General features: G+C 57.5%; 26 protein-coding genes. All 26 read left to right on the top strand.

What is annotated here, in order from left to right; translation table 11 throughout:
- The first annotated feature begins 173 nt into the window (after positions 1-173).
- The 26 genes from rpoB to rpmD all read left to right on the top strand — a co-directional run bounded on the left by rpoB (position 174) and on the right by rpmD (position 22,000).
- Positions 174-4,247 carry a DNA-directed RNA polymerase subunit beta gene (rpoB, locus tag DJ563_RS18665; RefSeq protein ID WP_047583916.1) on the top strand — a complete coding sequence of 1,358 codons (4,074 nt, stop codon included), beginning with the start codon at positions 174-176 and terminating at the stop codon, positions 4,245-4,247.
- Between the two features lie 64 nt (positions 4,248-4,311).
- Positions 4,312-8,511 (top strand): DNA-directed RNA polymerase subunit beta', encoded by a 4,200-nt coding sequence (gene rpoC, locus DJ563_RS18660; RefSeq protein WP_033703491.1) that lies wholly within the window; start codon positions 4,312-4,314, stop codon positions 8,509-8,511.
- A gap of 211 nt (positions 8,512-8,722) precedes the next feature.
- On the top strand, positions 8,723-9,094 hold the full coding sequence (rpsL, locus tag DJ563_RS18655) for a 30S ribosomal protein S12 (protein ID WP_003255492.1): 372 nt from the start codon (positions 8,723-8,725) through the stop codon (positions 9,092-9,094).
- Positions 9,095-9,200: 106 nt separating this feature from the next.
- A complete protein-coding gene (gene rpsG, locus DJ563_RS18650; RefSeq protein ID WP_008089143.1) occupies positions 9,201-9,671 on the top strand; it encodes a 30S ribosomal protein S7 in 471 nt (156 codons plus the stop codon).
- 30 nt (positions 9,672-9,701) lie between these two features.
- Positions 9,702-11,849 (top strand): elongation factor G, encoded by a 2,148-nt coding sequence (gene fusA, locus DJ563_RS18645; RefSeq protein WP_274099795.1) that lies wholly within the window; start codon positions 9,702-9,704, stop codon positions 11,847-11,849.
- 27 nt (positions 11,850-11,876) lie between these two features.
- Positions 11,877-13,070, top strand: a complete 1,194-nt coding sequence (tuf, locus tag DJ563_RS18640) for an elongation factor Tu (RefSeq protein ID WP_434518149.1) — start codon at positions 11,877-11,879, stop codon at positions 13,068-13,070.
- Between the two features lie 141 nt (positions 13,071-13,211).
- Positions 13,212-13,523, top strand: coding sequence for a 30S ribosomal protein S10 (gene rpsJ, locus DJ563_RS18635; RefSeq protein ID WP_003186070.1), 312 nt, complete (start codon positions 13,212-13,214; stop codon positions 13,521-13,523).
- Positions 13,524-13,603: 80 nt separating this feature from the next.
- Positions 13,604-14,239, top strand: a complete 636-nt coding sequence (gene rplC, locus DJ563_RS18630) for a 50S ribosomal protein L3 (RefSeq protein WP_027594871.1) — start codon at positions 13,604-13,606, stop codon at positions 14,237-14,239.
- A gap of 12 nt (positions 14,240-14,251) precedes the next feature.
- A complete protein-coding gene (rplD, locus tag DJ563_RS18625; RefSeq protein ID WP_003255485.1) occupies positions 14,252-14,854 on the top strand; it encodes a 50S ribosomal protein L4 in 603 nt (200 codons plus the stop codon).
- A complete protein-coding gene (gene rplW, locus DJ563_RS18620) occupies positions 14,851-15,150 on the top strand; it encodes a 50S ribosomal protein L23 (RefSeq protein ID WP_003255484.1) in 300 nt (99 codons plus the stop codon). Before rplD ends, rplW begins: the two co-directional genes overlap by 4 nt.
- A 14-nt stretch (positions 15,151-15,164) precedes the next feature.
- On the top strand, positions 15,165-15,989 hold the full coding sequence (gene rplB, locus DJ563_RS18615; protein ID WP_008089816.1) for a 50S ribosomal protein L2: 825 nt from the start codon (positions 15,165-15,167) through the stop codon (positions 15,987-15,989).
- A 16-nt stretch (positions 15,990-16,005) separates the two neighbouring features.
- Complete coding sequence (gene rpsS / locus DJ563_RS18610) at positions 16,006-16,281, top strand: 30S ribosomal protein S19 (RefSeq protein WP_003255482.1); 276 nt, start codon at positions 16,006-16,008, stop codon at positions 16,279-16,281.
- Between the two features lie 11 nt (positions 16,282-16,292).
- Entirely contained in the window at positions 16,293-16,625 is a 333-nt protein-coding gene (rplV, locus tag DJ563_RS18605; RefSeq protein WP_003103908.1) for a 50S ribosomal protein L22, read from the top strand.
- Between the two features lie 13 nt (positions 16,626-16,638).
- On the top strand, positions 16,639-17,325 hold the full coding sequence (rpsC, locus tag DJ563_RS18600) for a 30S ribosomal protein S3 (protein WP_003255481.1): 687 nt from the start codon (positions 16,639-16,641) through the stop codon (positions 17,323-17,325).
- A gap of 12 nt (positions 17,326-17,337) precedes the next feature.
- Positions 17,338-17,751: a 50S ribosomal protein L16 gene (gene rplP, locus DJ563_RS18595; protein WP_003255479.1), complete on the top strand. Its 414-nt coding sequence runs from the start codon at positions 17,338-17,340 to the stop codon at positions 17,749-17,751.
- On the top strand, positions 17,751-17,942 hold the full coding sequence (rpmC, locus tag DJ563_RS18590) for a 50S ribosomal protein L29 (protein ID WP_002555481.1): 192 nt from the start codon (positions 17,751-17,753) through the stop codon (positions 17,940-17,942). The genes rplP and rpmC overlap by 1 nt, the downstream gene beginning before the upstream one ends.
- Positions 17,943-17,944: 2 nt before the next feature.
- Positions 17,945-18,211, top strand: a complete 267-nt coding sequence (gene rpsQ / locus DJ563_RS18585; protein WP_023534981.1) for a 30S ribosomal protein S17 — start codon at positions 17,945-17,947, stop codon at positions 18,209-18,211.
- A 23-nt stretch (positions 18,212-18,234) separates the two neighbouring features.
- Positions 18,235-18,603, top strand: coding sequence for a 50S ribosomal protein L14 (gene rplN / locus DJ563_RS18580; RefSeq protein WP_002555479.1), 369 nt, complete (start codon positions 18,235-18,237; stop codon positions 18,601-18,603).
- Positions 18,604-18,614: 11 nt separating this feature from the next.
- Positions 18,615-18,929, top strand: a complete 315-nt coding sequence (rplX, locus tag DJ563_RS18575; protein WP_003255476.1) for a 50S ribosomal protein L24 — start codon at positions 18,615-18,617, stop codon at positions 18,927-18,929.
- Positions 18,930-18,949: 20 nt separating this feature from the next.
- The gene (gene rplE / locus DJ563_RS18570) at positions 18,950-19,489 is read left to right on the top strand and encodes a 50S ribosomal protein L5 (RefSeq protein ID WP_003255474.1); all 540 of its coding nucleotides are present in this window, start codon (positions 18,950-18,952) and stop codon (positions 19,487-19,489) included.
- Positions 19,490-19,502: 13 nt separating this feature from the next.
- Complete coding sequence (gene rpsN, locus DJ563_RS18565; RefSeq protein WP_012316516.1) at positions 19,503-19,808, top strand: 30S ribosomal protein S14; 306 nt, start codon at positions 19,503-19,505, stop codon at positions 19,806-19,808.
- Between the two features lie 209 nt (positions 19,809-20,017).
- Positions 20,018-20,410 carry a 30S ribosomal protein S8 gene (gene rpsH, locus DJ563_RS18560; RefSeq protein WP_027594873.1) on the top strand — a complete coding sequence of 131 codons (393 nt, stop codon included), beginning with the start codon at positions 20,018-20,020 and terminating at the stop codon, positions 20,408-20,410.
- Between the two features lie 12 nt (positions 20,411-20,422).
- Entirely contained in the window at positions 20,423-20,956 is a 534-nt protein-coding gene (gene rplF, locus DJ563_RS18555; protein ID WP_003255469.1) for a 50S ribosomal protein L6, read from the top strand.
- Positions 20,957-20,966: 10 nt separating this feature from the next.
- Positions 20,967-21,317, top strand: a complete 351-nt coding sequence (gene rplR / locus DJ563_RS18550) for a 50S ribosomal protein L18 (RefSeq protein ID WP_008089801.1) — start codon at positions 20,967-20,969, stop codon at positions 21,315-21,317.
- Positions 21,318-21,320: 3 nt separating this feature from the next.
- Positions 21,321-21,821 (top strand): 30S ribosomal protein S5, encoded by a 501-nt coding sequence (rpsE, locus tag DJ563_RS18545; RefSeq protein WP_003255465.1) that lies wholly within the window; start codon positions 21,321-21,323, stop codon positions 21,819-21,821.
- A gap of 2 nt (positions 21,822-21,823) precedes the next feature.
- The gene (gene rpmD / locus DJ563_RS18540) at positions 21,824-22,000 is read left to right on the top strand and encodes a 50S ribosomal protein L30 (protein WP_008089798.1); all 177 of its coding nucleotides are present in this window, start codon (positions 21,824-21,826) and stop codon (positions 21,998-22,000) included.
- Positions 22,001-22,002: the final 2 nt, after the last annotated feature.

Below are 22,002 nucleotides of genomic sequence, written 5' to 3'. Positions count from 1 at the left end.
CTGGTGGCTTATGCCACCGGCCTTTTTCCGTTATTGGTGGCCGATCAGATCGGCCCCGATAGCGAGCTGCAAGACACCCATGTGGGTGGCGCAAACCAAGGGGTTTGCACGATTTTCTGGCTGCTCCCGCCGGGAGAAGCCAAACAAGCAGGTGACCAAGCTGGGGAACGCTGATGGCTTACTCATACACTGAGAAAAAACGTATCCGCAAGGACTTTAGCAAGTTGCCGGACGTCATGGATGTGCCTTACCTCCTGGCCATCCAGCTGGATTCGTATCGCGAATTCCTGCAAGCGGGAGCATCCAAGGATCAGTTCCGCGACGTCGGCCTGCACGCGGCCTTCAAATCGGTATTCCCGATCATCAGCTACTCCGGCAATGCTGCCCTGGAGTACGTAGGCTATCGCCTGGGCGAACCCGCCTTCGATGTGAAGGAATGTGTCCTGCGTGGCGTGACCTTCGCGGTCCCACTGCGGGTCAAGGTGCGCCTGATCATCTTCGACAAGGAATCGTCGAACAAAGCGATCAAGGACATCAAAGAGCAAGAAGTCTACATGGGTGAAATCCCCCTGATGACTGAGAACGGTACCTTCGTAATCAACGGTACCGAGCGTGTGATCGTTTCCCAGCTGCACCGTTCGCCTGGTGTGTTCTTCGACCACGACCGTGGCAAGACGCACAGCTCCGGCAAGCTGCTGTACTCCGCTCGCATCATTCCTTACCGCGGTTCCTGGCTGGACTTCGAGTTCGACCCGAAGGACTGCGTGTTTGTGCGTATCGACCGTCGCCGCAAACTGCCGGCCTCGGTACTGCTGCGCGCACTGGGTTACAGCACCGAAGAGGTTCTGAACACCTTCTACACCACCAACGTGTTCCACGTTTCCGGCGAAAAACTGAGCCTGGAACTGGTGCCACAGCGTCTGCGTGGTGAAGTCGCGGTCATGGACATCCATGACGAAACCGGCAAGGTCATTGTCGAGCAGGGTCGCCGTATCACTGCGCGCCACATCAACCAGCTCGAGAAAGCCGGCGTCAAGCAGCTCGACGTTCCTATGGAATACGTCCTGGGCCGCACCACTGCCAAGGCTATCGTTCATCCGGCTACCGGCGAGATCCTCGCCGAGTGCAACACCGAGATGACCACCGAGCTGCTGATCAAGGTCGCCAAGGCGCAGGTCGTCCGTATCGAGACCCTGTACACCAACGACATCGATTGCGGTCCGTTCATCTCCGACACCCTGAAGATCGACACCACCAGCAACCAGCTGGAAGCCCTGGTCGAGATCTATCGCATGATGCGTCCAGGCGAGCCGCCAACCAAGGATGCTGCCGAGACCCTGTTCAACAACCTGTTCTTCAGCGCCGAGCGTTACGACCTGTCCGCCGTAGGCCGCATGAAGTTCAACCGTCGTATCGGTCGTACCGAGATCGAAGGTTCGGGCGTGCTGAGCAAGGAAGACATCGTCGAGGTCCTCAAGACCCTGGTCGACATCCGTAACGGCAAAGGTATCGTCGACGACATCGACCACCTGGGTAACCGTCGCGTACGTTGCGTCGGCGAGATGGCCGAGAACCAGTTCCGTGTTGGCCTGGTGCGCGTGGAGCGTGCGGTCAAGGAACGTCTGTCGATGGCTGAAAGCGAAGGCCTGATGCCGCAAGACCTGATCAACGCCAAGCCGGTAGCGGCGGCGGTGAAAGAGTTCTTCGGTTCCAGCCAGCTGTCGCAGTTCATGGACCAGAACAACCCGCTCTCCGAGATCACCCACAAGCGCCGTGTTTCTGCACTCGGCCCTGGCGGTCTGACCCGTGAGCGTGCTGGCTTCGAAGTCCGTGACGTACACCCGACCCACTACGGCCGCGTGTGCCCGATCGAGACCCCTGAAGGTCCGAACATCGGTCTGATCAACTCCCTGGCAGCCTATGCCCGCACCAACCAGTACGGCTTCCTGGAAAGCCCGTACCGCGTGGTGAAGGAAGGCGTGGTCAGCGACGACATCGTGTTCCTGTCGGCCATTGAAGAAGCGGATCACGTCATCGCCCAGGCTTCGGCCGCGATGAACGAGAAGAAGCAACTGATCGATGAGCTGGTAGCGGTTCGTCACCTGAACGAATTCACCGTCAAGGCGCCGGAAGACGTCACCTTGATGGACGTTTCGCCGAAGCAGGTTGTCTCGGTCGCAGCGTCGCTGATTCCGTTCCTCGAACACGACGACGCCAACCGTGCACTGATGGGTTCGAACATGCAGCGTCAGGCTGTACCGACCCTGCGCGCTGACAAGCCGCTGGTAGGTACCGGCATGGAGCGCAACGTTGCCCGTGACTCCGGCGTCTGCGTCGTAGCCCGTCGTGGCGGCGTGATCGACTCGGTCGATGCCAGCCGTATCGTCGTGCGTGTTGCCGATGACGAAGTCGAGACCGGTGAAGCAGGTGTAGATATCTACAACCTGACCAAGTACACCCGCTCGAACCAGAACACCTGCATCAACCAGCGTCCGCTGGTCAGCAAAGGTGATGTGGTCAAGCGTCACGACATCATGGCCGACGGCCCGTCCACCGATATGGGTGAACTGGCACTGGGTCAGAACATGCGCATCGCGTTCATGGCGTGGAACGGCTTCAACTTCGAAGACTCCATCTGCCTGTCCGAGCGTGTGGTTCAGGAAGACCGCTTCACCACGATCCACATCCAGGAACTGACCTGTGTGGCGCGTGACACCAAGCTTGGCCCAGAGGAAATCACCGCAGACATCCCGAACGTGGGTGAAGCTGCGCTGAACAAGCTGGACGAAGCCGGTATCGTCTACGTGGGTGCCGAAGTCGGCGCTGGCGACATCCTGGTCGGCAAGGTCACTCCGAAAGGCGAGACCCAACTGACTCCGGAAGAGAAGCTGCTGCGCGCAATCTTCGGTGAGAAGGCAAGCGACGTCAAAGACACCTCCCTGCGTGTGCCAACCGGCACCAAAGGTACTGTCATCGACGTTCAGGTCTTCACCCGTGACGGCGTTGAGCGCGACAGCCGCGCCCTGGCCATCGAGAAGATGCAGCTGGACGAGATCCGCAAGGACCTCAACGAAGAGTTCCGCATCGTCGAAGGTGCAACCTTCGAGCGTCTGCGTTCCGCCCTGAACGGCCAAGTGGTCGACGGTGGTGCGGGCCTGAAGAAAGGCACCGTGATCGCTGACGAAGTACTGGACGGTCTGGAGCACGGCCAGTGGTTCAAACTGCGTATGGCCGAAGATGCTCTGAACGAGCAGCTGGAAAAAGCTCAGGCTTACATCGTCGATCGCCGTCGTCTGCTGGATGACAAGTTCGAAGACAAGAAGCGCAAGCTGCAGCAAGGCGATGACCTGGCACCGGGCGTACTGAAGATCGTCAAGGTCTACCTGGCTATCCGCCGCCGCATCCAGCCGGGCGACAAGATGGCTGGTCGTCACGGTAACAAAGGTGTGGTCTCGGTGATCATGCCGGTCGAAGACATGCCGCACGACGCCAACGGTACTCCGGTCGACGTCGTACTGAACCCGCTGGGCGTACCTTCGCGTATGAACGTTGGTCAGATCCTTGAAACCCACTTGGGCCTTGCGGCCAAAGGCCTGGGCGAGAAGATCGACCGGATGATCGAAGAGCAACGCAAAGCTGCTGAGCTGCGCGTGTTCCTCACCGAGATCTACAACGAGATCGGCGGTCGTCAGGAAAGCCTGGAAGAGTTCACCGACGAAGAGATCCTTGCCCTGGCGCATAACTTGAAGAAGGGCGTGCCTATGGCTACCCCGGTCTTCGACGGTGCCAAGGAAAGCGAGATCAAGGCCATGCTGAAACTGGCAGACATGCCAGAAAGCGGCCAGATGGTGCTGTTCGACGGCCGTACCGGCAACAAATTCGAGCGTCCTGTGACCGTTGGTTACATGTACATGCTCAAGCTGAACCACTTGGTGGACGACAAGATGCACGCGCGTTCCACTGGTTCCTATAGCCTGGTTACTCAGCAGCCGCTGGGTGGTAAGGCGCAGTTCGGTGGTCAGCGTTTCGGGGAGATGGAAGTGTGGGCGCTGGAAGCATACGGCGCGGCATACACCCTGCAAGAAATGCTCACAGTGAAGTCGGACGACGTGAACGGCCGTACCAAGATGTACAAGAACATCGTGGATGGCGATCACCGTATGGAGCCGGGCATGCCCGAGTCCTTCAACGTGTTGATCAAAGAGATCCGTTCGCTCGGTATCGATATCGATCTGGAAACCGAATAACACGTGACGCGAAGGGGAGCGGGGCTGGCACAGCCCGCTTCCTGCTCCGCCAGGAGGAAAGGCCTTGAAAGACCTACTGAATTTGCTGAAAAACCAGGGTCAAGTCGAAGAGTTCGACGCCATCCGCATCGGTCTGGCGTCGCCTGAAATGATCCGTTCGTGGTCGTTCGGTGAAGTTAAGAAGCCGGAAACCATCAACTACCGTACGTTCAAGCCTGAGCGTGACGGCCTGTTCTGCGCCAAGATCTTTGGCCCAGTCAAGGACTACGAGTGCCTGTGCGGCAAGTACAAGCGCCTCAAGCACCGCGGTGTGATCTGCGAGAAGTGCGGCGTTGAAGTTGCCCTGGCCAAGGTTCGTCGTGAGCGCATGGCGCACATCGAACTGGCCTCGCCGGTTGCCCACATCTGGTTCCTGAAGTCGCTGCCGTCCCGTATCGGCTTGCTGATGGACATGACCCTGCGTGATATCGAGCGCGTTCTCTACTTCGAGAGCTACGTCGTTATCGACCCAGGCATGACCACCCTTGAAAAGGGTCAGCTGCTGAACGACGAGCAGTACTTCGAAGCGCTGGAAGAGTTCGGTGACGATTTCGACGCCCGCATGGGTGCCGAGGCTGTCCGCGAGCTGCTGCACGCTATCGACCTGGAGCACGAGATTGGCCGCCTGCGCGAAGAGATTCCGCAGACCAACTCGGAAACCAAGATCAAGAAGCTGTCCAAGCGCCTGAAGCTGATGGAAGCTTTCCAGGGCTCGGGCAACCTGCCTGAGTGGATGGTCCTGACCGTCCTGCCAGTACTGCCGCCGGACCTGCGTCCGCTGGTTCCGCTGGATGGCGGCCGCTTTGCGACCTCCGACCTGAACGACCTGTATCGTCGGGTGATCAACCGTAACAACCGTCTGAAGCGCCTGCTCGATCTGTCGGCGCCGGACATCATCGTGCGCAACGAAAAGCGCATGCTGCAGGAAGCGGTCGACGCCCTGCTGGACAACGGCCGTCGCGGTCGCGCCATCACTGGCTCGAACAAGCGTCCGCTGAAGTCCCTGGCTGACATGATCAAAGGTAAGCAAGGTCGTTTCCGTCAGAACTTGCTCGGTAAGCGTGTGGACTACTCCGGCCGTTCGGTAATTACCGTAGGCCCGACCCTGCGTCTGCACCAGTGCGGTCTGCCGAAGAAGATGGCCCTCGAGCTGTTCAAGCCGTTCATTTTCGGCAAGCTGGAAATGCGTGGTCTGGCGACCACCATCAAGGCTGCCAAGAAGATGGTCGAGCGCGAGCTGCCAGAGGTATGGGACGTGCTCGCCGAGGTGATCCGCGAACACCCCGTACTGCTCAACCGTGCACCGACCCTTCACCGTCTGGGTATCCAGGCGTTCGAGCCTGTGCTCATCGAAGGTAAGGCGATCCAGCTGCACCCGTTGGTCTGTGCGGCGTACAACGCCGACTTCGACGGTGACCAGATGGCCGTTCACGTGCCGCTGACGCTGGAAGCCCAGCTCGAAGCGCGCGCGCTGATGATGTCGACCAACAACATCCTGTCGCCAGCCAACGGTGAGCCAATCATCGTTCCGTCGCAGGACGTTGTACTGGGTCTGTACTACATGACCCGTGAAGCCATCAACGCCAAGGGCGAAGGTCGCGTATTCGCTGACCTGCAGGAAGTCGACCGCGTATTCCGCGCCGGCGAAGCTGCCCTGCACGCGAAAATCAAGGTCCGTATCAACGAGACCGTGAATGACCGCGATGGTAGCGTCACCAAGAACACCCGTATCGTCGACACCACTGTCGGCCGTGCGCTGCTGTTCCAGGTTGTGCCGGCAGGTCTGCCGTACGACGTGGTCAACCAGCCGATGAAGAAGAAGGCGATCTCCAAGCTGATCAACCAGTGCTACCGCGTGGTTGGTCTGAAAGAGACCGTTATCTTCGCTGACCAGCTGATGTACACCGGTTTTGCCTACTCGACCATTTCCGGCGTTTCGATCGGTGTTAACGACTTCGTTATCCCGGACGAAAAAGCCCGCATCATCGGTACCGCTACCGACGAAGTGAAGGAAATCGAGAGCCAGTACGCCTCCGGCCTGGTAACTCAGGGCGAGAAGTACAACAAGGTCATCGACTTGTGGTCCAAGGCGAACGACGAAGTGTCCAAGGCGATGATGGCCAACCTCTCGAAAGAGAAGGTCATCGACCGCGAAGGCAACGAAGTCGAGCAAGAGTCCTTCAACTCGATGTACATGATGGCTGACTCCGGTGCGCGGGGTTCCGCTGCACAGATCCGTCAGCTGGCAGGTATGCGTGGCCTGATGGCCAAGCCGGACGGCTCGATCATCGAGACGCCGATCACCGCGAACTTCCGTGAAGGTCTGAGCGTACTGCAGTACTTCATCTCGACTCACGGTGCTCGTAAGGGTCTGGCGGATACCGCACTGAAGACTGCGAACTCCGGTTACCTGACTCGTCGTCTGGTAGACGTTGCGCAGGATCTGGTCGTGACCGAGATCGACTGTGGCACCGACCACGGCTTGCTGATGACGCCGCACATCGAAGGCGGTGACGTTGTCGAGCCGCTGGGTGAGCGCGTATTGGGCCGTGTCATTGCCCGTGACGTGTTCAAGCCAGGCACCGAGGACGTCATCGTTCCGGCCGGTACCTTGGTCGACGAGCAGTGGGTCGAGTTCATCGAGCTGAACAGCATCGACGAAGTTATCGTGCGTTCGCCGATCAACTGCGAAACTCGCTACGGCATCTGCGCCAAGTGCTACGGTCGTGACCTGGCTCGCGGTCACCAGGTCAACATCGGTGAAGCTGTCGGCGTTATCGCTGCACAGTCGATCGGTGAGCCGGGTACCCAGCTGACCATGCGTACGTTCCACATCGGTGGTGCTGCAAGCCGAACCTCGGCTGCCGACAGCGTCCAGGTGAAGAACGGCGGTATGGTTCGTCTGCACAACCTCAAGCATGTCGTGCGCGCCGATGGCAACCTGGTTGCCGTATCGCGTTCCGGCGAGCTGGCCATTGCCGATGAATTCGGTCGTGAGCGTGAGCGTTACAAGCTGCCTTACGGTGCGGTGATTTCGGTCAAGGAAGGTGACAAGGTCGAAGCTGGCGCCATCGTCGCCAAGTGGGACCCGCACACCCACCCGATCGTTACCGAGCTGAAAGGTACCGTGACCTTCGTGGGCATGGAAGAAAACATCACCATCAAGCGTCAGACCGACGAATTGACGGGTTTGACCAACATCGAAGTTCTGGACGTCAAGGATCGCCCTGCCGCAGGCAAGGAAATCCGTCCGGCAATCAAGATGGTCGATGCCAACGGTAAGGACCTGTACCTGCCAGGTACCGACGTACCGGCTCAGTACTTCCTGCCGGCCAACGCCCTCGTCGGCGTGGCTGACGGTGCTCAGATCGGTGTTGGTGACGTTATCGCGCGGATCCCGCAAGAAACGTCGAAAACCCGTGACATCACCGGTGGTCTGCCGCGCGTCGCCGACTTGTTCGAAGCGCGCCGTCCGAAAGAAGCCTCGATTCTGGCTGAAGTCAGCGGCACCATCGCGTTCGGTAAAGAGACCAAGGGCAAGCGTCGTCTGGTCATTACCCCGACCGACGGTAGCGATCCGTACGAAGAGCTGATTCCGAAGTGGCGCCACCTGAACGTCTTCGAAGGCGAACAGGTAAACCGCGGCGAAGTTATCTCCGACGGCCCGAGCGATCCGCACGACATCCTGCGTCTGCTGGGTGTGAGCGCGCTGGCGAAGTACATCGTCAACGAGATTCAGGACGTTTACCGTCTGCAAGGCGTTAAGATCAACGACAAGCACATCGAGACCATCCTGCGTCAGATGCTGCGTAAGGTCGAGATTGCCGAGTCGGGTGATTCCAGCTTCATCAAGGGCGACCAGATGGAACTGACTCACGTACTGGTCGAGAACGAGCGTCTGGCCAGCGAAGACAAGTTCATCTCGAAGTTCTCGCGCGTGCTGCTGGGTATCACCAAGGCGTCGCTGTCGACCGAATCGTTCATCTCCGCGGCTTCCTTCCAGGAAACCACCCGCGTACTGACCGAAGCGGCCGTCACCGGCAAGCGCGATTACCTGCGCGGCCTGAAAGAGAACGTGGTCGTGGGTCGTCTGATCCCGGCCGGTACCGGTCTGGCCTACCACAGCGAGCGCAAGCGTCGCCGTGAAGCCGACAAACCGCTGCGTGTGAGCGCCAGTGAGGTTGAAGCCGCACTGACCGAAGCGCTGAATTCCAGCGGTAACTAAGTACAGGGCAGGGCCCCGGCAAGCCCCGAACGGCCGTCGGCGACATAAATTGTTGCCGATGACCGGGCGGGGATGGCCGGGGCCTCGTCTTGACTGGGTGCAAGATCCTCCGTAGACTTTTGTACCCTTAAATTTGGTGAGGCTCCGTCTCGCCAATTTTTGGCTTTCTTGCAAGACAATAGAGTCGCAAGACAATCAGTGGAGCTAGTAGATGGCAACTATCAACCAGCTGGTACGTCAGCCGCGTAAGCGTTCGGTCGAGAAGTCCGACGTTCCTGCGCTGCAGAACTGCCCGCAACGTCGTGGCGTGTGCACCCGCGTGTACACCACCACGCCGAAAAAACCTAACTCGGCACTGCGTAAGGTTTGCCGTGTTCGCCTGACCAACGGTTTCGAGGTTTCCTCGTACATCGGCGGTGAAGGCCACAACCTGCAAGAGCACAGCGTCGTCCTGATCCGTGGCGGCCGTGTAAAAGACTTGCCAGGTGTTCGTTACCACACCGTTCGCGGCTCTCTGGATACTTCGGGCGTTAAAGGCCGTAACCAGGGTCGTTCGAAGTACGGTACCAAGCGTCCGAAGTAATCGGCCGTTTGCACACATCCATTTTTTTGAGTCGATAAGAGTAAGGTCGGGCAGGGGTCGCAGACCCACGTCCCGGGCTAACCTGAAGACCGTTTGAGGGCTTATCATGCCAAGACGTCGTGTAGCAGCAAAACGTGAGATTCTGGACGATCCTAAATACGGATCCCAAATCCTCGCCAAGTTCATGAACCACGTGATGGAAAGCGGCAAAAAGGCCGTGGCCGAGCGCATCGTTTACGGTGCACTGGACAAGGTCAAAGAGCGCAAGAACAGCGACCCCCTGGAAATCTTCGAGAAAGCTCTCGACGCCATCGCTCCGCTGGTCGAAGTAAAGTCCCGTCGTGTCGGCGGTGCCACTTACCAGGTCCCGGTTGAAGTTCGTCCATCCCGTCGTAATGCTCTGGCAATGCGCTGGCTCGTAGACTACGCCCGCAAGCGCGGCGAGAAGTCGATGGCTCTGCGCCTGGCTGGCGAGCTGCTGGATGCTGCTGAAGGCAAAGGTGCTGCAGTCAAGAAGCGTGAAGACGTTCACCGTATGGCCGAAGCCAACAAAGCGTTCTCGCACTACCGCTTCTAATTCAAGCATCAATCATTTTGCGAGGGCTTTATGGCTCGTACTACAGCAATTAACCGCTACCGTAACATTGGTATCTGTGCCCACGTTGACGCGGGCAAGACCACCACTACCGAGCGGATCCTGTTCTATACAGGCCTGAGCCACAAGATGGGCGAGGTGCACGACGGCGCCGCGACCACCGACTGGATGGTGCAGGAGCAGGAGCGGGGTATCACCATTACCTCCGCTGCCGTTACCACCTTCTGGAAGGGTTCTGTTGGTCAGTACGACAACTACCGCGTAAACGTCATCGATACCCCCGGCCACGTTGACTTCACCATTGAAGTAGAGCGTTCGCTGCGTGTACTCGACGGCGCGGTCGTTGTGTTCTGCGGTACCTCCGGCGTTGAGCCGCAGTCCGAAACCGTATGGCGTCAGGCCAACAAGTACGGCGTTCCACGTGTTGTTTACGTGAACAAGATGGACCGTGCTGGCGCTGACTTCCTGCGCGTTGTTGGTCAGATCAAGAACCGTCTGGGTCACACCCCGGTTCCTGTTCAGCTGGCCATCGGTTCGGAAGATAACTTCCAGGGTCAGGTCGACCTGATCAAGATGAAGGCTATCTACTGGAACGACGACGACAAAGGCACCACCTACCGCGAGGAAGAAATTCCTGCGGACATGCTCGAGCTGGCCGAAAAATGGCGCGCGAACATGGTTGAAGCGGCTGCCGAGTCCAGCGAAGAGCTGATGAACAAGTACCTGGAAGGCGAAGAGCTGACCGTCGACGAAATCAAAGCCGGTCTGCGTGCGCGCACCCTGGCCAGCGAGATCGTTCCGGCCGTCTGCGGTTCGTCGTTCAAGAACAAGGGCGTTCCCCTGGTTCTCGACGCCGTCATCGACTTCCTGCCTGCTCCGACCGAGATTCCTGCGATCAAGGGTATCCACCCTGACCTGATCGAGAAGCCGAAGGACGAGCTGGTCGAGGCTGACTTCGACGAGCGTCATGCCGACGACAACGAGCCGTTCTCGGCTCTGGCGTTCAAGATTGCCACCGACCCGTTCGTTGGTACTCTGACTTTCGTCCGTGTTTACTCGGGTATGCTGCAGTCCGGCGACTCGGTGATCAACTCGGTCAAAGGCAAGAAAGAGCGCGTTGGTCGTATGGTGCAGATGCACGCCAACCAGCGTGAAGAAATCAAAGAAGTACTGGCAGGCGACATCGCTGCTCTGATCGGCATGAAGGACGTCACCACCGGTGACACCCTGTGCAACGCCGACAAGCCGATCATCCTCGAGCGTATGGACTTCCCGGAGCCTGTGATCTCGGTAGCGGTAGAGCCGAAGACCAAGCAAGACCAGGAAAAGATGGGTATCGCACTGGGCAAGCTGGCCCAGGAAGACCCGTCGTTCCGCGTCAAGACCGACGAAGAAACCGGCCAGACCATCATCTCCGGTATGGGTGAGCTGCACCTGGATATCCTCGTTGACCGCATGAAGCGCGAGTTCAACGTCGAAGCCAACATCGGCAAGCCGCAGGTTTCGTACCGCGAGAAGATCACCAAGTCCAACGTCGAAATCGAAGGCAAATTCGTTCGTCAGTCGGGTGGTCGTGGTCAGTTCGGTCACTGCTGGATCCGTTTCTCGGAGCCGGATCAGGACGACAAAGGCAACATCACCGAAGGTCTGGTGTTCTCCAACGAAGTCGTTGGTGGTGTGATTCCTAAGGAATTCATCGCCCCGATCCAGAAGGGTATCGAAGAGCAGATGAAGAACGGCGTCGTTGCCGGCTATCCTCTGATCGGCCTGAAGGCCACGGTATTCGACGGTTCGTACCACGACGTCGACTCCAACGAAATGGCGTTCAAAATCGCTGCTTCGATGGCAACCAAGCAACTGGCCCAGAAGGGCGGTGGCGTGGTTCTCGAGCCGATCATGAAGGTCGAAGTTGTAACCCCGGAAGACTACCTGGGTGACGTGATGGGTGACCTGAACCGTCGTCGTGGTCTGGTCCAGGGTATGGATGATTCGGTCTCCGGCCGCGTCGTTCGTGCTGAAGTTCCGCTCGGAGAGATGTTCGGTTATGCGACCGACGTTCGTTCCATGTCTCAGGGTCGCGCAAGCTACTCCATGGAATTCTCCAAATACGCCGAAGCTCCGTCGAACATCGTCGAAGCACTCGTTAAAAAACAAGGCTAATCCCCTTTAGGCAAGAGGTTCACTGTCGTGGCTAAAGAAAAATTTGATCGTTCCCTTCCCCACGTTAACGTCGGCACTATCGGCCACGTTGACCACGGTAAGACCACTCTGACCGCAGCTCTGACTCGCGTCTGCTCCGAAGTTTTCGGTTCGGCAGTCGTTGATTTCGACAAGATCGACAGCGCTCCAGAAGAGAAAGCTCGCGGTATCACCATCAACACCGCGCACGTCGAGTACAACTCGAAGATCCGTCACTACGCTCACGTCGACTGCCCAGGTCACGCTGACTACGTGAAGAACATGATCACCGGTGCTGCCCAGATGGACGGCGCGATCCTGGTTTGCTCGGCCGCCGATGGTCCGATGCCACAAACCCGTGAGCACATCCTGCTGTCCCGTCAGGTTGGCGTTCCGTACATCGTGGTCTTCCTGAACAAGGCTGACCTGGTAGACGACGCTGAGCTGCTGGAACTGGTCGAGATGGAAGTTCGCGACCTGCTGTCCACCTATGACTTCCCAGGCGACGACACCCCGATCATCATCGGTTCGGCTCGTATGGCGCTGGAAGGCAAAGACGACAACGAGATGGGCACCACTGCCGTCAAGAAACTGGTTGAAACTCTGGATGCTTACATCCCAGAGCCAGAGCGTGCTATCGACAAGCCGTTCCTGATGCCAATCGAAGACGTATTCTCGATCTCGGGTCGTGGTACCGTTGTTACCGGCCGTATCGAGCGTGGTATCGTCCGCGTTCAAGATCCGCTGGAAATCGTTGGTCTGCGTGACACCACCACCACCACCTGCACCGGTGTTGAGATGTTCCGCAAGCTGCTGGACGAAGGTCGTGCTGGCGAGAACTGCGGCGTTCTGCTGCGTGGTACCAAGCGTGACGACGTTGAGCGTGGCCAGGTTCTGGTCAAGCCAGGTTCGGTCAAGCCGCACACCAAGTTCACCGCAGAAGTCTACGTCCTGTCGAAGGAAGAAGGCGGCCGTCACACTCCGTTCTTCAAAGGCTACCGTCCTCAGTTCTACTTCCGTACCACTGACGTGACCGGTAACTGCGAACTGCCGGAAGGCGTTGAAATGGTAATGCCAGGTGACAACATTCAGATGACTGTCACTCTGATCAAGACCATCGCAATGGAAGACGGTCTGCGCTTCGCTATCCGTGAAGGCGGTCGTACCGTCGGCGCCGGCGTCGTAGCCAAAATCATCGAGTAATCACTCGATCGATTGAAAAAACCCCCGCTCAGCGGGGGTTTTTTTTATTGGGTTGACACTAAATTGAGCCGTCTATAGAATCACGCCTCCTTTTAGCGGGCGTAGTGCGTCCGTTGGGAACAGCCTGGAGTCTGAAATCCAATGCAAAATCAGCAAATCCGTATCAGGTTGAAGGCTTTCGACCATCGCCTGATCGACCAATCCACCCAGGAAATCGTGGAAACCGCGAAACGTACTGGTGCACAAGTGCGTGGTCCAATTCCACTGCCTACCCGCAAAGAGCGTTTCACCGTTCTGGTCTCCCCGCACGTCAACAAAGACGCGCGTGACCAGTACGAGATTCGCACTCATAAGCGCGTTCTGGACATCGTCCAGCCAACGGATAAAACCGTTGATGCGCTGATGAAGCTTGATCTCGCGGCAGGTGTGGAAGTGCAGATCAGCCTCGGCTAAGACTTCGGTCTTGTCCGTGTAACGCTCTGAAATGGGCGGCCATAGCGGGTGAAAGCCCCGTACACTCATGAGGTTACAACATGACTATTGGTGTAGTCGGTCGTAAATGCGGTATGACCCGCGTTTTCACCGAAGAAGGTGTCTCCATTCCGGTCACGGTCATTGAGATCGAGCCGAATCGCGTCACCCAGTTCAAGACTGAAGAAACCGATGGCTACCGTGCAGTGCAAGTCACTGTCGGCGAGCGTCGTGCTTCGCGTGTGACTGCTGCTCAGGCAGGTCACTTCGCTAAAGCGAACGTTGCCGCTGGTCGCGGTGTCTGGGAGTTCCGCCTTGAAGAAGGCGAGTTCCAGGCTGGCGACTCGATCAAAGCTGAACTCTTCACTGCAGGCCAGCTGGTAGACGTTACTGGTCAGTCCAAAGGTAAAGGCTTCGCCGGTACCATCAAGCGCTGGAACTTCCGTGGTCAGGACAACACCCACGGTAACTCCGTGTCGCACCGTGTCCCAGGCTCCATCGGCCAGTGCCAGACTCCTGGTCGTGTGTTCAAGGGCAAGAAAATGTCCGGCCACATGGGCGCCGAGCGCGTGACTGTTCAGTCCCTGGAAGTAGTACGCGTAGACGCTGAACGCAACCTGCTGCTGATCAAGGGTGCCGTTCCTGGCGCTACTGGCGGCGACGTGGTTGTACGTCCGGCTGTCAAGGCTCGCGGTTAAGGGGAAACTGACATGCAACTTAATGTAAATGACGCTCAGGCGATCGAAGTTTCCGAACTGACTTTCGGTGGCGAATTCAACGAGACGCTGGTTCACCAAGCAGTCGTGGCCTACATGGCCGGCGGCCGTCAGGGCACCAAGCAGCAAAAGACCCGTTCCGACGTGGCTGGTGGCGGTAAGCGCCCATGGCGTCAGAAGGGTACTGGCCGTGCTCGTGCTGGTACCACTCGTGGTCCGATCTGGCGTGGCGGTGGTGTTACCTTCGCAGCTCGCCCTCAAGATCACTCGCAAAAGCTCAACAAGAAGATGTATCGCGCAGCTCTGCGCTCCATCCTCGCCGAGCTGGTGCGTAGCGACCGTCTGGTCGTGGTTCAGGACTTCGCTGTTGAAGCACCGAAAACCAAAGATCTGCTGAACAAGCTGAACGGCATGGGTCTGAGCGACGTTCTGATCGTTTCGGACGCTGTTGATCAGAACCTGTACCTGGCTGCTCGCAACCTGCCGCACGTCGATGTACGTGACGTTCAAGGTTCCGACCCGGTCAGTCTGATCGCATACGAGAAAGTGTTGATCACTGTCTCGGCCGTGAAGAAATTCGAGGAGCTGCTGGGATGAACCAGGAACGCGTATTCAAAGTCCTCCTTGGCCCGCACGTTTCCGAGAAGGCTACCGTTCTGGCTGAGAAGAAAGGCCAGTTCGTATTCAAGGTTGCTACCGACGCAACCAAGCTGGAAATCAAGAAAGCTGTCGAAGGCCTGTTCAACGTAAAAGTTGAAAACGTGTCGACCGTTAACGTTCTGGGTAAAACCAAGCGTACCGCACGTGGTCTGGGCAAGCGTAATGACTGGAAGAAGGCAATTGTCTCCCTTCAGCCAGGCCAAGATCTCGATTTCAGCAGCAGTGCTGAGTAAGGAAGGGGTGCATCATGGCAATCGTTAAATGCAAACCGACTTCCCCTGGCCGCCGTTTCGTGGTCAAGGTGGTCAACAAGGAGCTCCATAAAGGCGCTCCTCACGCACCGCTGCTCGAGAAGAAATCGAAGTCTGGTGGTCGTAACAACAATGGCCGCATTACCACTCGTCACGTTGGTGGTGGTCACAAGCAGCATTACCGTCTGGTCGACTTCCGTCGCAACGACAAAGATGGCATCCCAGCCACTGTCGAGCGTATCGAATACGATCCAAACCGTACTGCTCACATCGCCCTGCTGTGCTACGCAGACGGTGAGCGTCGCTACATCATCGCCCCTAAAGGCGTGAGCGCTGGCGACCAGCTGATCGCAGGTGCCCTGGCCCCAATCAAGGCCGGTAACTCCCTGCAGCTGCGCAACATCCCAGTAGGTAGCACCATTCACGGCGTCGAACTGAAGCCGGGTAAAGGTGCTCAGATCGCTCGTTCCGCTGGTGCTTCGGCTCAGCTGATCGCTCGTGACGGCGTCTACGTGACTCTGCGTCTGCGCTCCGGTGAGATGCGTAAAGTACTGGCTGAGTGCCGTGCGACCCTGGGCGAAGTCTCGAACTCCGAGCACAGCCTGCGTTCGCTGGGTAAAGCTGGTGCCAAACGCTGGCGCGGCGTTCGCCCAACCGTTCGTGGTGTTGCCATGAACCCGGTTGACCACCCACATGGTGGTGGTGAAGGTCGTACCTCTGGTGGTCGTCATCCGGTATCGCCATGGGGCTTCCCAACCAAGGGTGCTAAAACCCGTGGTAATAAGCGTACCGACAACATGATCGTCCGTCGTCGCAAGTAACTAGAGGGATACGACAGTGCCACGTTCTCTGAAAAAAGGTCCTTTTATCGATCTTCACCTGTTGAAGAAGGTCGAAGTGGCGGTGGAGAAGAACGATCGCAAGCCAGTTAAAACCTGGTCGCGTCGCTCGATGATCCTGCCACAAATGGTCGGTCTGACCATCGCGGTTCATAACGGTCGCCAACATGTCCCAGTTCTCGTGAACGAAGACATGGTCGGCCACAAACTGGGCGAGTTCGCCGGTACCCGCACCTATCGCGGGCACGTGGCTGACAAGAAAGCCAAGCGTTAAGGGGTAAGGAAATGGAAGTAGCCGCTAAGTTGTCGGGCGCTCGCATCTCCGCCCAGAAAGCCCGCTTGGTCGCCGACCAGATCCGCGGGAAGAAGGTGGGCGAAGCGCTCAACCTGTTGGCCTTCAGCAGCAAAAAAGCCGCTGAAATCATGAAGAAAGTCCTCGAGTCGGCCGTTGCCAACGCCGAACACAACGAAGGCGCAGACGTTGATGACCTGAAGGTCTCCACCGTCTTCGTCAACGAAGGGCGTTCGCTGAAGCGCATCATGCCACGTGCCAAAGGCCGTGCTGATCGCATCGTCAAGCGGTCTTGCCATATCACTGTCAAGGTTGCGGACAAGTAACGGAGTCGATCAGATGGGTCAGAAAGTACATCCCACTGGCATTCGCCTGGGAATCGTCAAGGAGCACACCTCCGTCTGGTACGCAGACGGTGCTACTTACGCAGATTACCTGTTGAAGGATCTGAAAACACGTGAGTACCTCCAAGACAAACTAAAAAGCGCGTCCGTAAGCCGTATCGATATTCATCGTCCGGCTCAAACTGCACGCATCACCATCCACACTGCTCGTCCCGGTATCGTTATCGGTAAGAAAGGTGAGGATGTCGAGAAGCTGCGTCAGGACCTGACCAAGCAGATGGGTGTGCCTGTGCACATCAACATCGAAGAGATCCGCAAGCCGGAACTCGACGCTATGCTGGTTGCGCAGAGCGTAGCTCAGCAGCTGGAACGCCGCGTAATGTTCCGTCGCGCCATGAAGCGCGCCGTACAGAACGCCATGCGTATTGGTGCCAAGGGCATCAAGATCCAGGTGAGCGGTCGTCTCGGCGGCGCCGAGATTGCTCGTACCGAGTGGTATCGCGAAGGTCGTGTGCCTCTGCACACCCTGCGTGCCGATATCGACTACAACACCTACGAAGCTCACACCACTTATGGTGTGATCGGTGTGAAGGTTTGGATCTTCAAAGGCGAAGTTATTGGTGGTCGCCAAGAAGAACTGAAACCACAAGCACCAGCGCCTCGTAAAAAAGCTGCTAAGTAAGGGGTACGCCAAATGTTGCAACCAAAGCGTACAAAATTCCGCAAGCAGATGACTGGCCACAACCGTGGTCTGGCACTGCGCGGTAGCAAAGTCAGCTTCGGCGAATTCGCCCTGAAAGCTGTTGCTCGCGGTCGCCTCACCGCCCGCCAGATCGAGTCGGCACGTCGTGCTCTGACCCGTCACGTTAAACGTGGCGGCAAGATCTGGATCCGTGTGTTCCCGGACAAGCCGATCTCCAAGAAGCCTCTCGAGGTTCGTATGGGTAAAGGTAAGGGCTCCGTGGAATACTGGGTTGCCCAGATCCAGCCAGGCAAAGTCCTGTACGAGATCGAGGGTGTTTCTGAAGAGCTGGCGCGCGAAGCTTTCGCCCTGGCTGCTGCAAAGCTGCCTCTCGCCACCTCCTTTGTTAAGCGGACGGTGATGTGATGAAAGCGAATGAACTTCGTGAAAAATCGGCACAGCAGCTGAACGAGCAACTGCTCGGCTTGCTGCGCGACCAGTTCAATCTGCGCATGCAGAAAGCAACTGGCCAGTTGGGGCAGTCGCACCTGCTCTCGCAAGTTAAGCGTGACATCGCTCGCGTGAAAACTGTGCTCAACCAGCAGGCAGGTAAGTGATCATGGCTGAAGCTGAAAAAACCGTCCGTACGCTGACTGGCCGTGTCGTCAGCGACAAAATGGACAAGACCATCACCGTTCTGATCGAGCGTCGCGTAAAGCACCCGATCTACGGTAAATACGTTAAGCGTTCGACTAAGCTGCACGCGCACGACGAAACCAACCAGTGCAAGATCGGCGACAAAGTTTCGATTACCGAAACTCGTCCGCTGGCCAAGACCAAGTCCTGGGCACTGGTTGAAGTCCTCGAACGCGCTGTTGAAGTCTAAGGGCTAGGGGTCGGAGAAATTTTATGATTCAGACTCAATCCATGCTCGATGTGGCCGATAACAGCGGCGCTCGTCGCGTCATGTGCATCAAGGTACTCGGCGGTTCGCACCGTCGTTACGCTGGCATCGGTGACATCATCAAAGTAACCGTCAAGGAAGCAATTCCGCGCGGTAAGGTCAAAAAAGGCCAGGTGATGACCGCTGTTGTCGTCCGTACCCGTCACGGTGTACGTCGCGCTGACGGTTCCATCATTCGTTTCGACGGCAACGCTGCTGTTCTGCTGAACAACAAGCAAGAGCCGATCGGCACTCGCATCTTCGGGCCAGTGACCCGTGAACTTCGTACTGAGAAGTTCATGAAGATCGTCTCGCTCGCCCCTGAAGTGCTGTAAGGAGATCCGACATGCAAAAGATTCGTCGTGACGACGAGATCATCGTGATCGCCGGCAAAGACAAAGGTAAGCGCGGTAAGGTGCTGAAGGTTCTTGCTGATGACCGTCTGGTTATCGGTGGTGTGAACCTGGTCAAGCGTCATACCAAGCCTAACCCGATGGCGGGCGTTCAGGGCGGTATCGTCGAGAAAGAAGCGCCTCTGCACGCTTCCAACGTTGCCATCTTCAACGGCGAAACCAACAAGGCTGACCGCGTTGGTTTCAAAGTAGAAGACGGTAAGAAAATTCGTGTCTTCAAGTCGACCCAAAAAGCGGTTGATGCTTGAACACTGCTAGGTAGAAGACCATGGCACGACTGAAAGAGATTTACCGGAACGAAATCGCTCCCAAGCTTAAGGAAGAACTTAAGCTGTCGAACGTGATGGAAGTTCCGCGCGTTACCAAAATCACCCTGAACATGGGTCTGGGCGAAGCGATCGGCGACAAAAAAGTCATCGAGCACGCTGTTGCCGACCTGGAAAAGATCACCGGTCAAAAGCCGGTCGTGACTTTCGCTCGTAAATCCATCGCGGGCTTCAAAGTCCGTGAAGGATGGCCGATCGGCGTCAAGGTGACCCTGCGTAGCGACAAGATGTACGAATTCCTGGACCGCCTGCTGGCGATCTCCCTGCCTCGGGTTCGCGACTTCCGCGGCCTGAATGCCAAGTCCTTCGATGGCCGTGGCAACTACAGCATGGGCGTGAAAGAGCAGATCATCTTCCCGGAAATCGATTACGACAAGATCGATGCTCTGCGCGGTTTGGACATCACCCTGACCACCACTGCTCGTTCGGATGACGAAGGCCGCGCTCTGCTGCGTGCTTTCAAATTCCCGTTCCGCAACTGATTGGAGTAGGAAAATGGCCAAGAAGAGCATGAAAAACCGCGAGCTGAAGCGTCAGCTCACGGTAGCCAAGTTCGCCAAAAAGCGTGCTGAGCTGAAAGCGACCATCGTCAACCTGAACGCCTCTCCTGAAGAGCGTTTCGCTGCCGTTGTCGCTCTGCAGAAGCAGCCACGTGATGCCAGCGCTGCGCGTCTGCGCAACCGTTGCCGCCTGACCGGTCGTCCTCACGGTGTATACCGTAAGTTCGGCCTGGGCCGTAACATGCTGCGTCAAGCGGCAATGCGTGGTGACGTACCAGGTCTGGTCAAGGCCTCCTGGTAATCGCTGCAGGTGTGATCCCGGTGGAAGGGGAGCAATCTTCCGACCGCCGGTGACCTCGCCAACAAACAAGCCCCTATATGGGGCTTGTTTCGTTTCTGCCTTGTGTCTAGAATGACCGGCTCACCTGAGCCTGGGTTTTTTACCCAACCCGCTCGGGTGGTTGTGATAGCCGCAAGGCTAATAATTCTTGTATCAGGAGCATCTAGCCCATGAGTATGCAGGACCCGTTAGCGGACATGCTAACTCGCATCCGTAATGCCCAGATGGCTGAAAAGTCCGTCGTGAGCATGCCTTCCTCTACGCTGAAGGTTGCGGTTGCCAAAGTTCTGAAGGATGAAGGTTACATCGCTGGCTACCAAGTCAGTGGCGAAGCCAAGCCCTCCCTGTCGATCGAACTGAAGTACTTCGAAGGCCGTCCGGTCATCGAGGAACTGAAGCGCTCCAGCCGTCCAGGCCTGCGCCAGTACAAGGCCGTCACCGATCTGCCGAAAGTACGTGGCGGTCTGGGCGTGTCTATTGTCTCCACCAACAAAGGTGTGATGACTGATCGCGCTGCGCGCGCTGCCGGCGTCGGCGGCGAAGTTCTCTGCACAGTGTTCTAAGGGGGGATAGACATGTCTCGCGTCGCTAAGAACCCCGTTAAGCTGCCATCTGGTGTCGAAGTCAAATTCGCCGGCCAGCAGCTTTCGGTGAAGGGTGCCAAAGGCACTCTCGAACTGAACGTTCACTCGTCTGTTGAAGTTACCGAAGAGTCTGGTGAGCTGCGTTTCGTCGCTCGCAATGGTGACCAGCAAGCTCGCGCCATGGCCGGTACTACCCGCGCTCTGGTCAACAACATGGTCCAAGGCGTAAGCCAAGGCTTCGAGCGTAAGCTCCAGCTGGTCGGTGTTGGTTACAAGGCTCAGGCCAAGGGCACCGTCCTGAACCTGGCCCTGGGCTTCTCGCACCCAGTGGACTACGAACTGCCAGCCGGTATCACCGCTGAAACACCTAGCCAGACCGACATCCTGATCAAGGGTATCGACAAGCAGCTGGTAGGTCAGGTGGCCGCTGAAATCCGCGACTTCCGTCCGCCAGAGCCTTACAAAGGTAAAGGTGTGCGTTACGCGGACGAAGTAGTCCGTCGTAAAGAAGCCAAGAAGAAGTAGGGCCTAGCAAATGACCGACAAAAAAGTTACTCGACTGCGTCGCGCTCGCAAAGCACGCCTCAAGATGCACGAACTCGAAGTCGTGCGCCTGTGCGTGTTCCGCTCCTCGCAGCACATCTATGCCCAGGTCATTTCGGCCGACGGCAGCAAGGTTCTGGCAAGCGCCTCGACCTTGGACAAAGACCTGCGTGATGGCGCCACTGGCAACATCGACGCGGCCACTAAGGTTGGCAAGCTGGTAGCTGAGCGTGCGAAAGCCGCCGGTGTATCTCAAGTTGCCTTTGACCGTTCCGGCTTCAAGTACCATGGCCGCGTCAAAGCGCTGGCTGATGCTGCTCGTGAAGGCGGGCTGGAGTTCTAAGTTATGGCAAATAACGATCAAAAGCGCGACGAAGGCTACATCGAGAAGCTGGTTCAAGTTAACCGCGTTGCCAAGACCGTAAAAGGCGGCCGTATCTTCACCTTCACCGCGTTGACCGTGGTAGGTGATGGTAAAGGTCGTGTTGGCTTCGGCCGTGGCAAGTCGCGCGAAGTACCAGCCGCGATCCAGAAAGCCATGGAAGCTGCTCGTCGCAATATGATCCAGGTTGACCTGAAGGGCACTACCCTGCAGTACGCCACCAAGGCTGCCCACGGCGCCTCGAAGGTTTACATGCAGCCTGCTTCGGAAGGTACCGGTATCATCGCCGGCGGCGCAATGCGTGCTGTCCTGGAAGTTGCTGGTGTTCAGAACGTTCTGGCCAAGTGCTACGGTTCGACCAACCCAGTGAACGTGGTTTACGCCACCTTCAAGGGTCTGAAAGCCATGCAATCTCCTGAATCCATTGCTGCCAAGCGCGGCAAGAGCGTCGAGGAGATCTTCTGATCATGGCAACCGTTAAAGTAACGCTGATCAAGAGCGTCTCGGGCCGTATTCCTAACCACAAACTGTGCGTTAAGGGTCTGGGTCTGCGTCGCATCGGTCACACTGTAGAAGTCCAGGATACTCCCGAGAATCGCGGGATGATCAACAAGGCTTACTACATGCTGCGCGTCGAGGGTTAATC

This window comes from Pseudomonas sp. NFX1 (assembly GCF_051123555.1).
Classification (GTDB): Bacteria; Pseudomonadota; Gammaproteobacteria; order Pseudomonadales; family Pseudomonadaceae; genus Aquipseudomonas; species Aquipseudomonas capeferrum.
Note: the sequence above shows the minus strand (reverse complement) of the source record. Positions and strands in the feature narration are given on the sequence as shown.

Excerpts from the sequence above, each read along its gene's own strand:
- rpoB (WP_047583916.1), top strand. The coding sequence starts at position 174 with ATGGCTTACTCATACACTGAGAAAAAACGTATCCGCAAGGACTTTAGC.
- rpsL (WP_003255492.1), top strand. The coding sequence starts at position 8,723 with ATGGCAACTATCAACCAGCTGGTACGTCAGCCGCGTAAGCGTTCGGTC.
- rpsG (WP_008089143.1), top strand. The coding sequence starts at position 9,201 with ATGCCAAGACGTCGTGTAGCAGCAAAACGTGAGATTCTGGACGATCCT.
- fusA (WP_274099795.1), top strand. The coding sequence starts at position 9,702 with ATGGCTCGTACTACAGCAATTAACCGCTACCGTAACATTGGTATCTGT.
- rpsJ (WP_003186070.1), top strand. The coding sequence starts at position 13,212 with ATGCAAAATCAGCAAATCCGTATCAGGTTGAAGGCTTTCGACCATCGC.
- rplC (WP_027594871.1), top strand. The coding sequence starts at position 13,604 with ATGACTATTGGTGTAGTCGGTCGTAAATGCGGTATGACCCGCGTTTTC.
- rplD (WP_003255485.1), top strand. The coding sequence starts at position 14,252 with ATGCAACTTAATGTAAATGACGCTCAGGCGATCGAAGTTTCCGAACTG.
- rplW (WP_003255484.1), top strand. The coding sequence starts at position 14,851 with ATGAACCAGGAACGCGTATTCAAAGTCCTCCTTGGCCCGCACGTTTCC.
- rplB (WP_008089816.1), top strand. The coding sequence starts at position 15,165 with ATGGCAATCGTTAAATGCAAACCGACTTCCCCTGGCCGCCGTTTCGTG.
- rplV (WP_003103908.1), top strand. The coding sequence starts at position 16,293 with ATGGAAGTAGCCGCTAAGTTGTCGGGCGCTCGCATCTCCGCCCAGAAA.
- rpsC (WP_003255481.1), top strand. The coding sequence starts at position 16,639 with ATGGGTCAGAAAGTACATCCCACTGGCATTCGCCTGGGAATCGTCAAG.
- rplP (WP_003255479.1), top strand. The coding sequence starts at position 17,338 with ATGTTGCAACCAAAGCGTACAAAATTCCGCAAGCAGATGACTGGCCAC.
- rpmC (WP_002555481.1), top strand. The coding sequence starts at position 17,751 with ATGAAAGCGAATGAACTTCGTGAAAAATCGGCACAGCAGCTGAACGAG.
- rpsQ (WP_023534981.1), top strand. The coding sequence starts at position 17,945 with ATGGCTGAAGCTGAAAAAACCGTCCGTACGCTGACTGGCCGTGTCGTC.
- rplN (WP_002555479.1), top strand. The coding sequence starts at position 18,235 with ATGATTCAGACTCAATCCATGCTCGATGTGGCCGATAACAGCGGCGCT.
- rplX (WP_003255476.1), top strand. The coding sequence starts at position 18,615 with ATGCAAAAGATTCGTCGTGACGACGAGATCATCGTGATCGCCGGCAAA.
- rplE (WP_003255474.1), top strand. The coding sequence starts at position 18,950 with ATGGCACGACTGAAAGAGATTTACCGGAACGAAATCGCTCCCAAGCTT.
- rpsN (WP_012316516.1), top strand. The coding sequence starts at position 19,503 with ATGGCCAAGAAGAGCATGAAAAACCGCGAGCTGAAGCGTCAGCTCACG.
- rpsH (WP_027594873.1), top strand. The coding sequence starts at position 20,018 with ATGAGTATGCAGGACCCGTTAGCGGACATGCTAACTCGCATCCGTAAT.
- rplF (WP_003255469.1), top strand. The coding sequence starts at position 20,423 with ATGTCTCGCGTCGCTAAGAACCCCGTTAAGCTGCCATCTGGTGTCGAA.
- rplR (WP_008089801.1), top strand. The coding sequence starts at position 20,967 with ATGACCGACAAAAAAGTTACTCGACTGCGTCGCGCTCGCAAAGCACGC.
- rpsE (WP_003255465.1), top strand. The coding sequence starts at position 21,321 with ATGGCAAATAACGATCAAAAGCGCGACGAAGGCTACATCGAGAAGCTG.
- rpmD (WP_008089798.1), top strand. The coding sequence starts at position 21,824 with ATGGCAACCGTTAAAGTAACGCTGATCAAGAGCGTCTCGGGCCGTATT.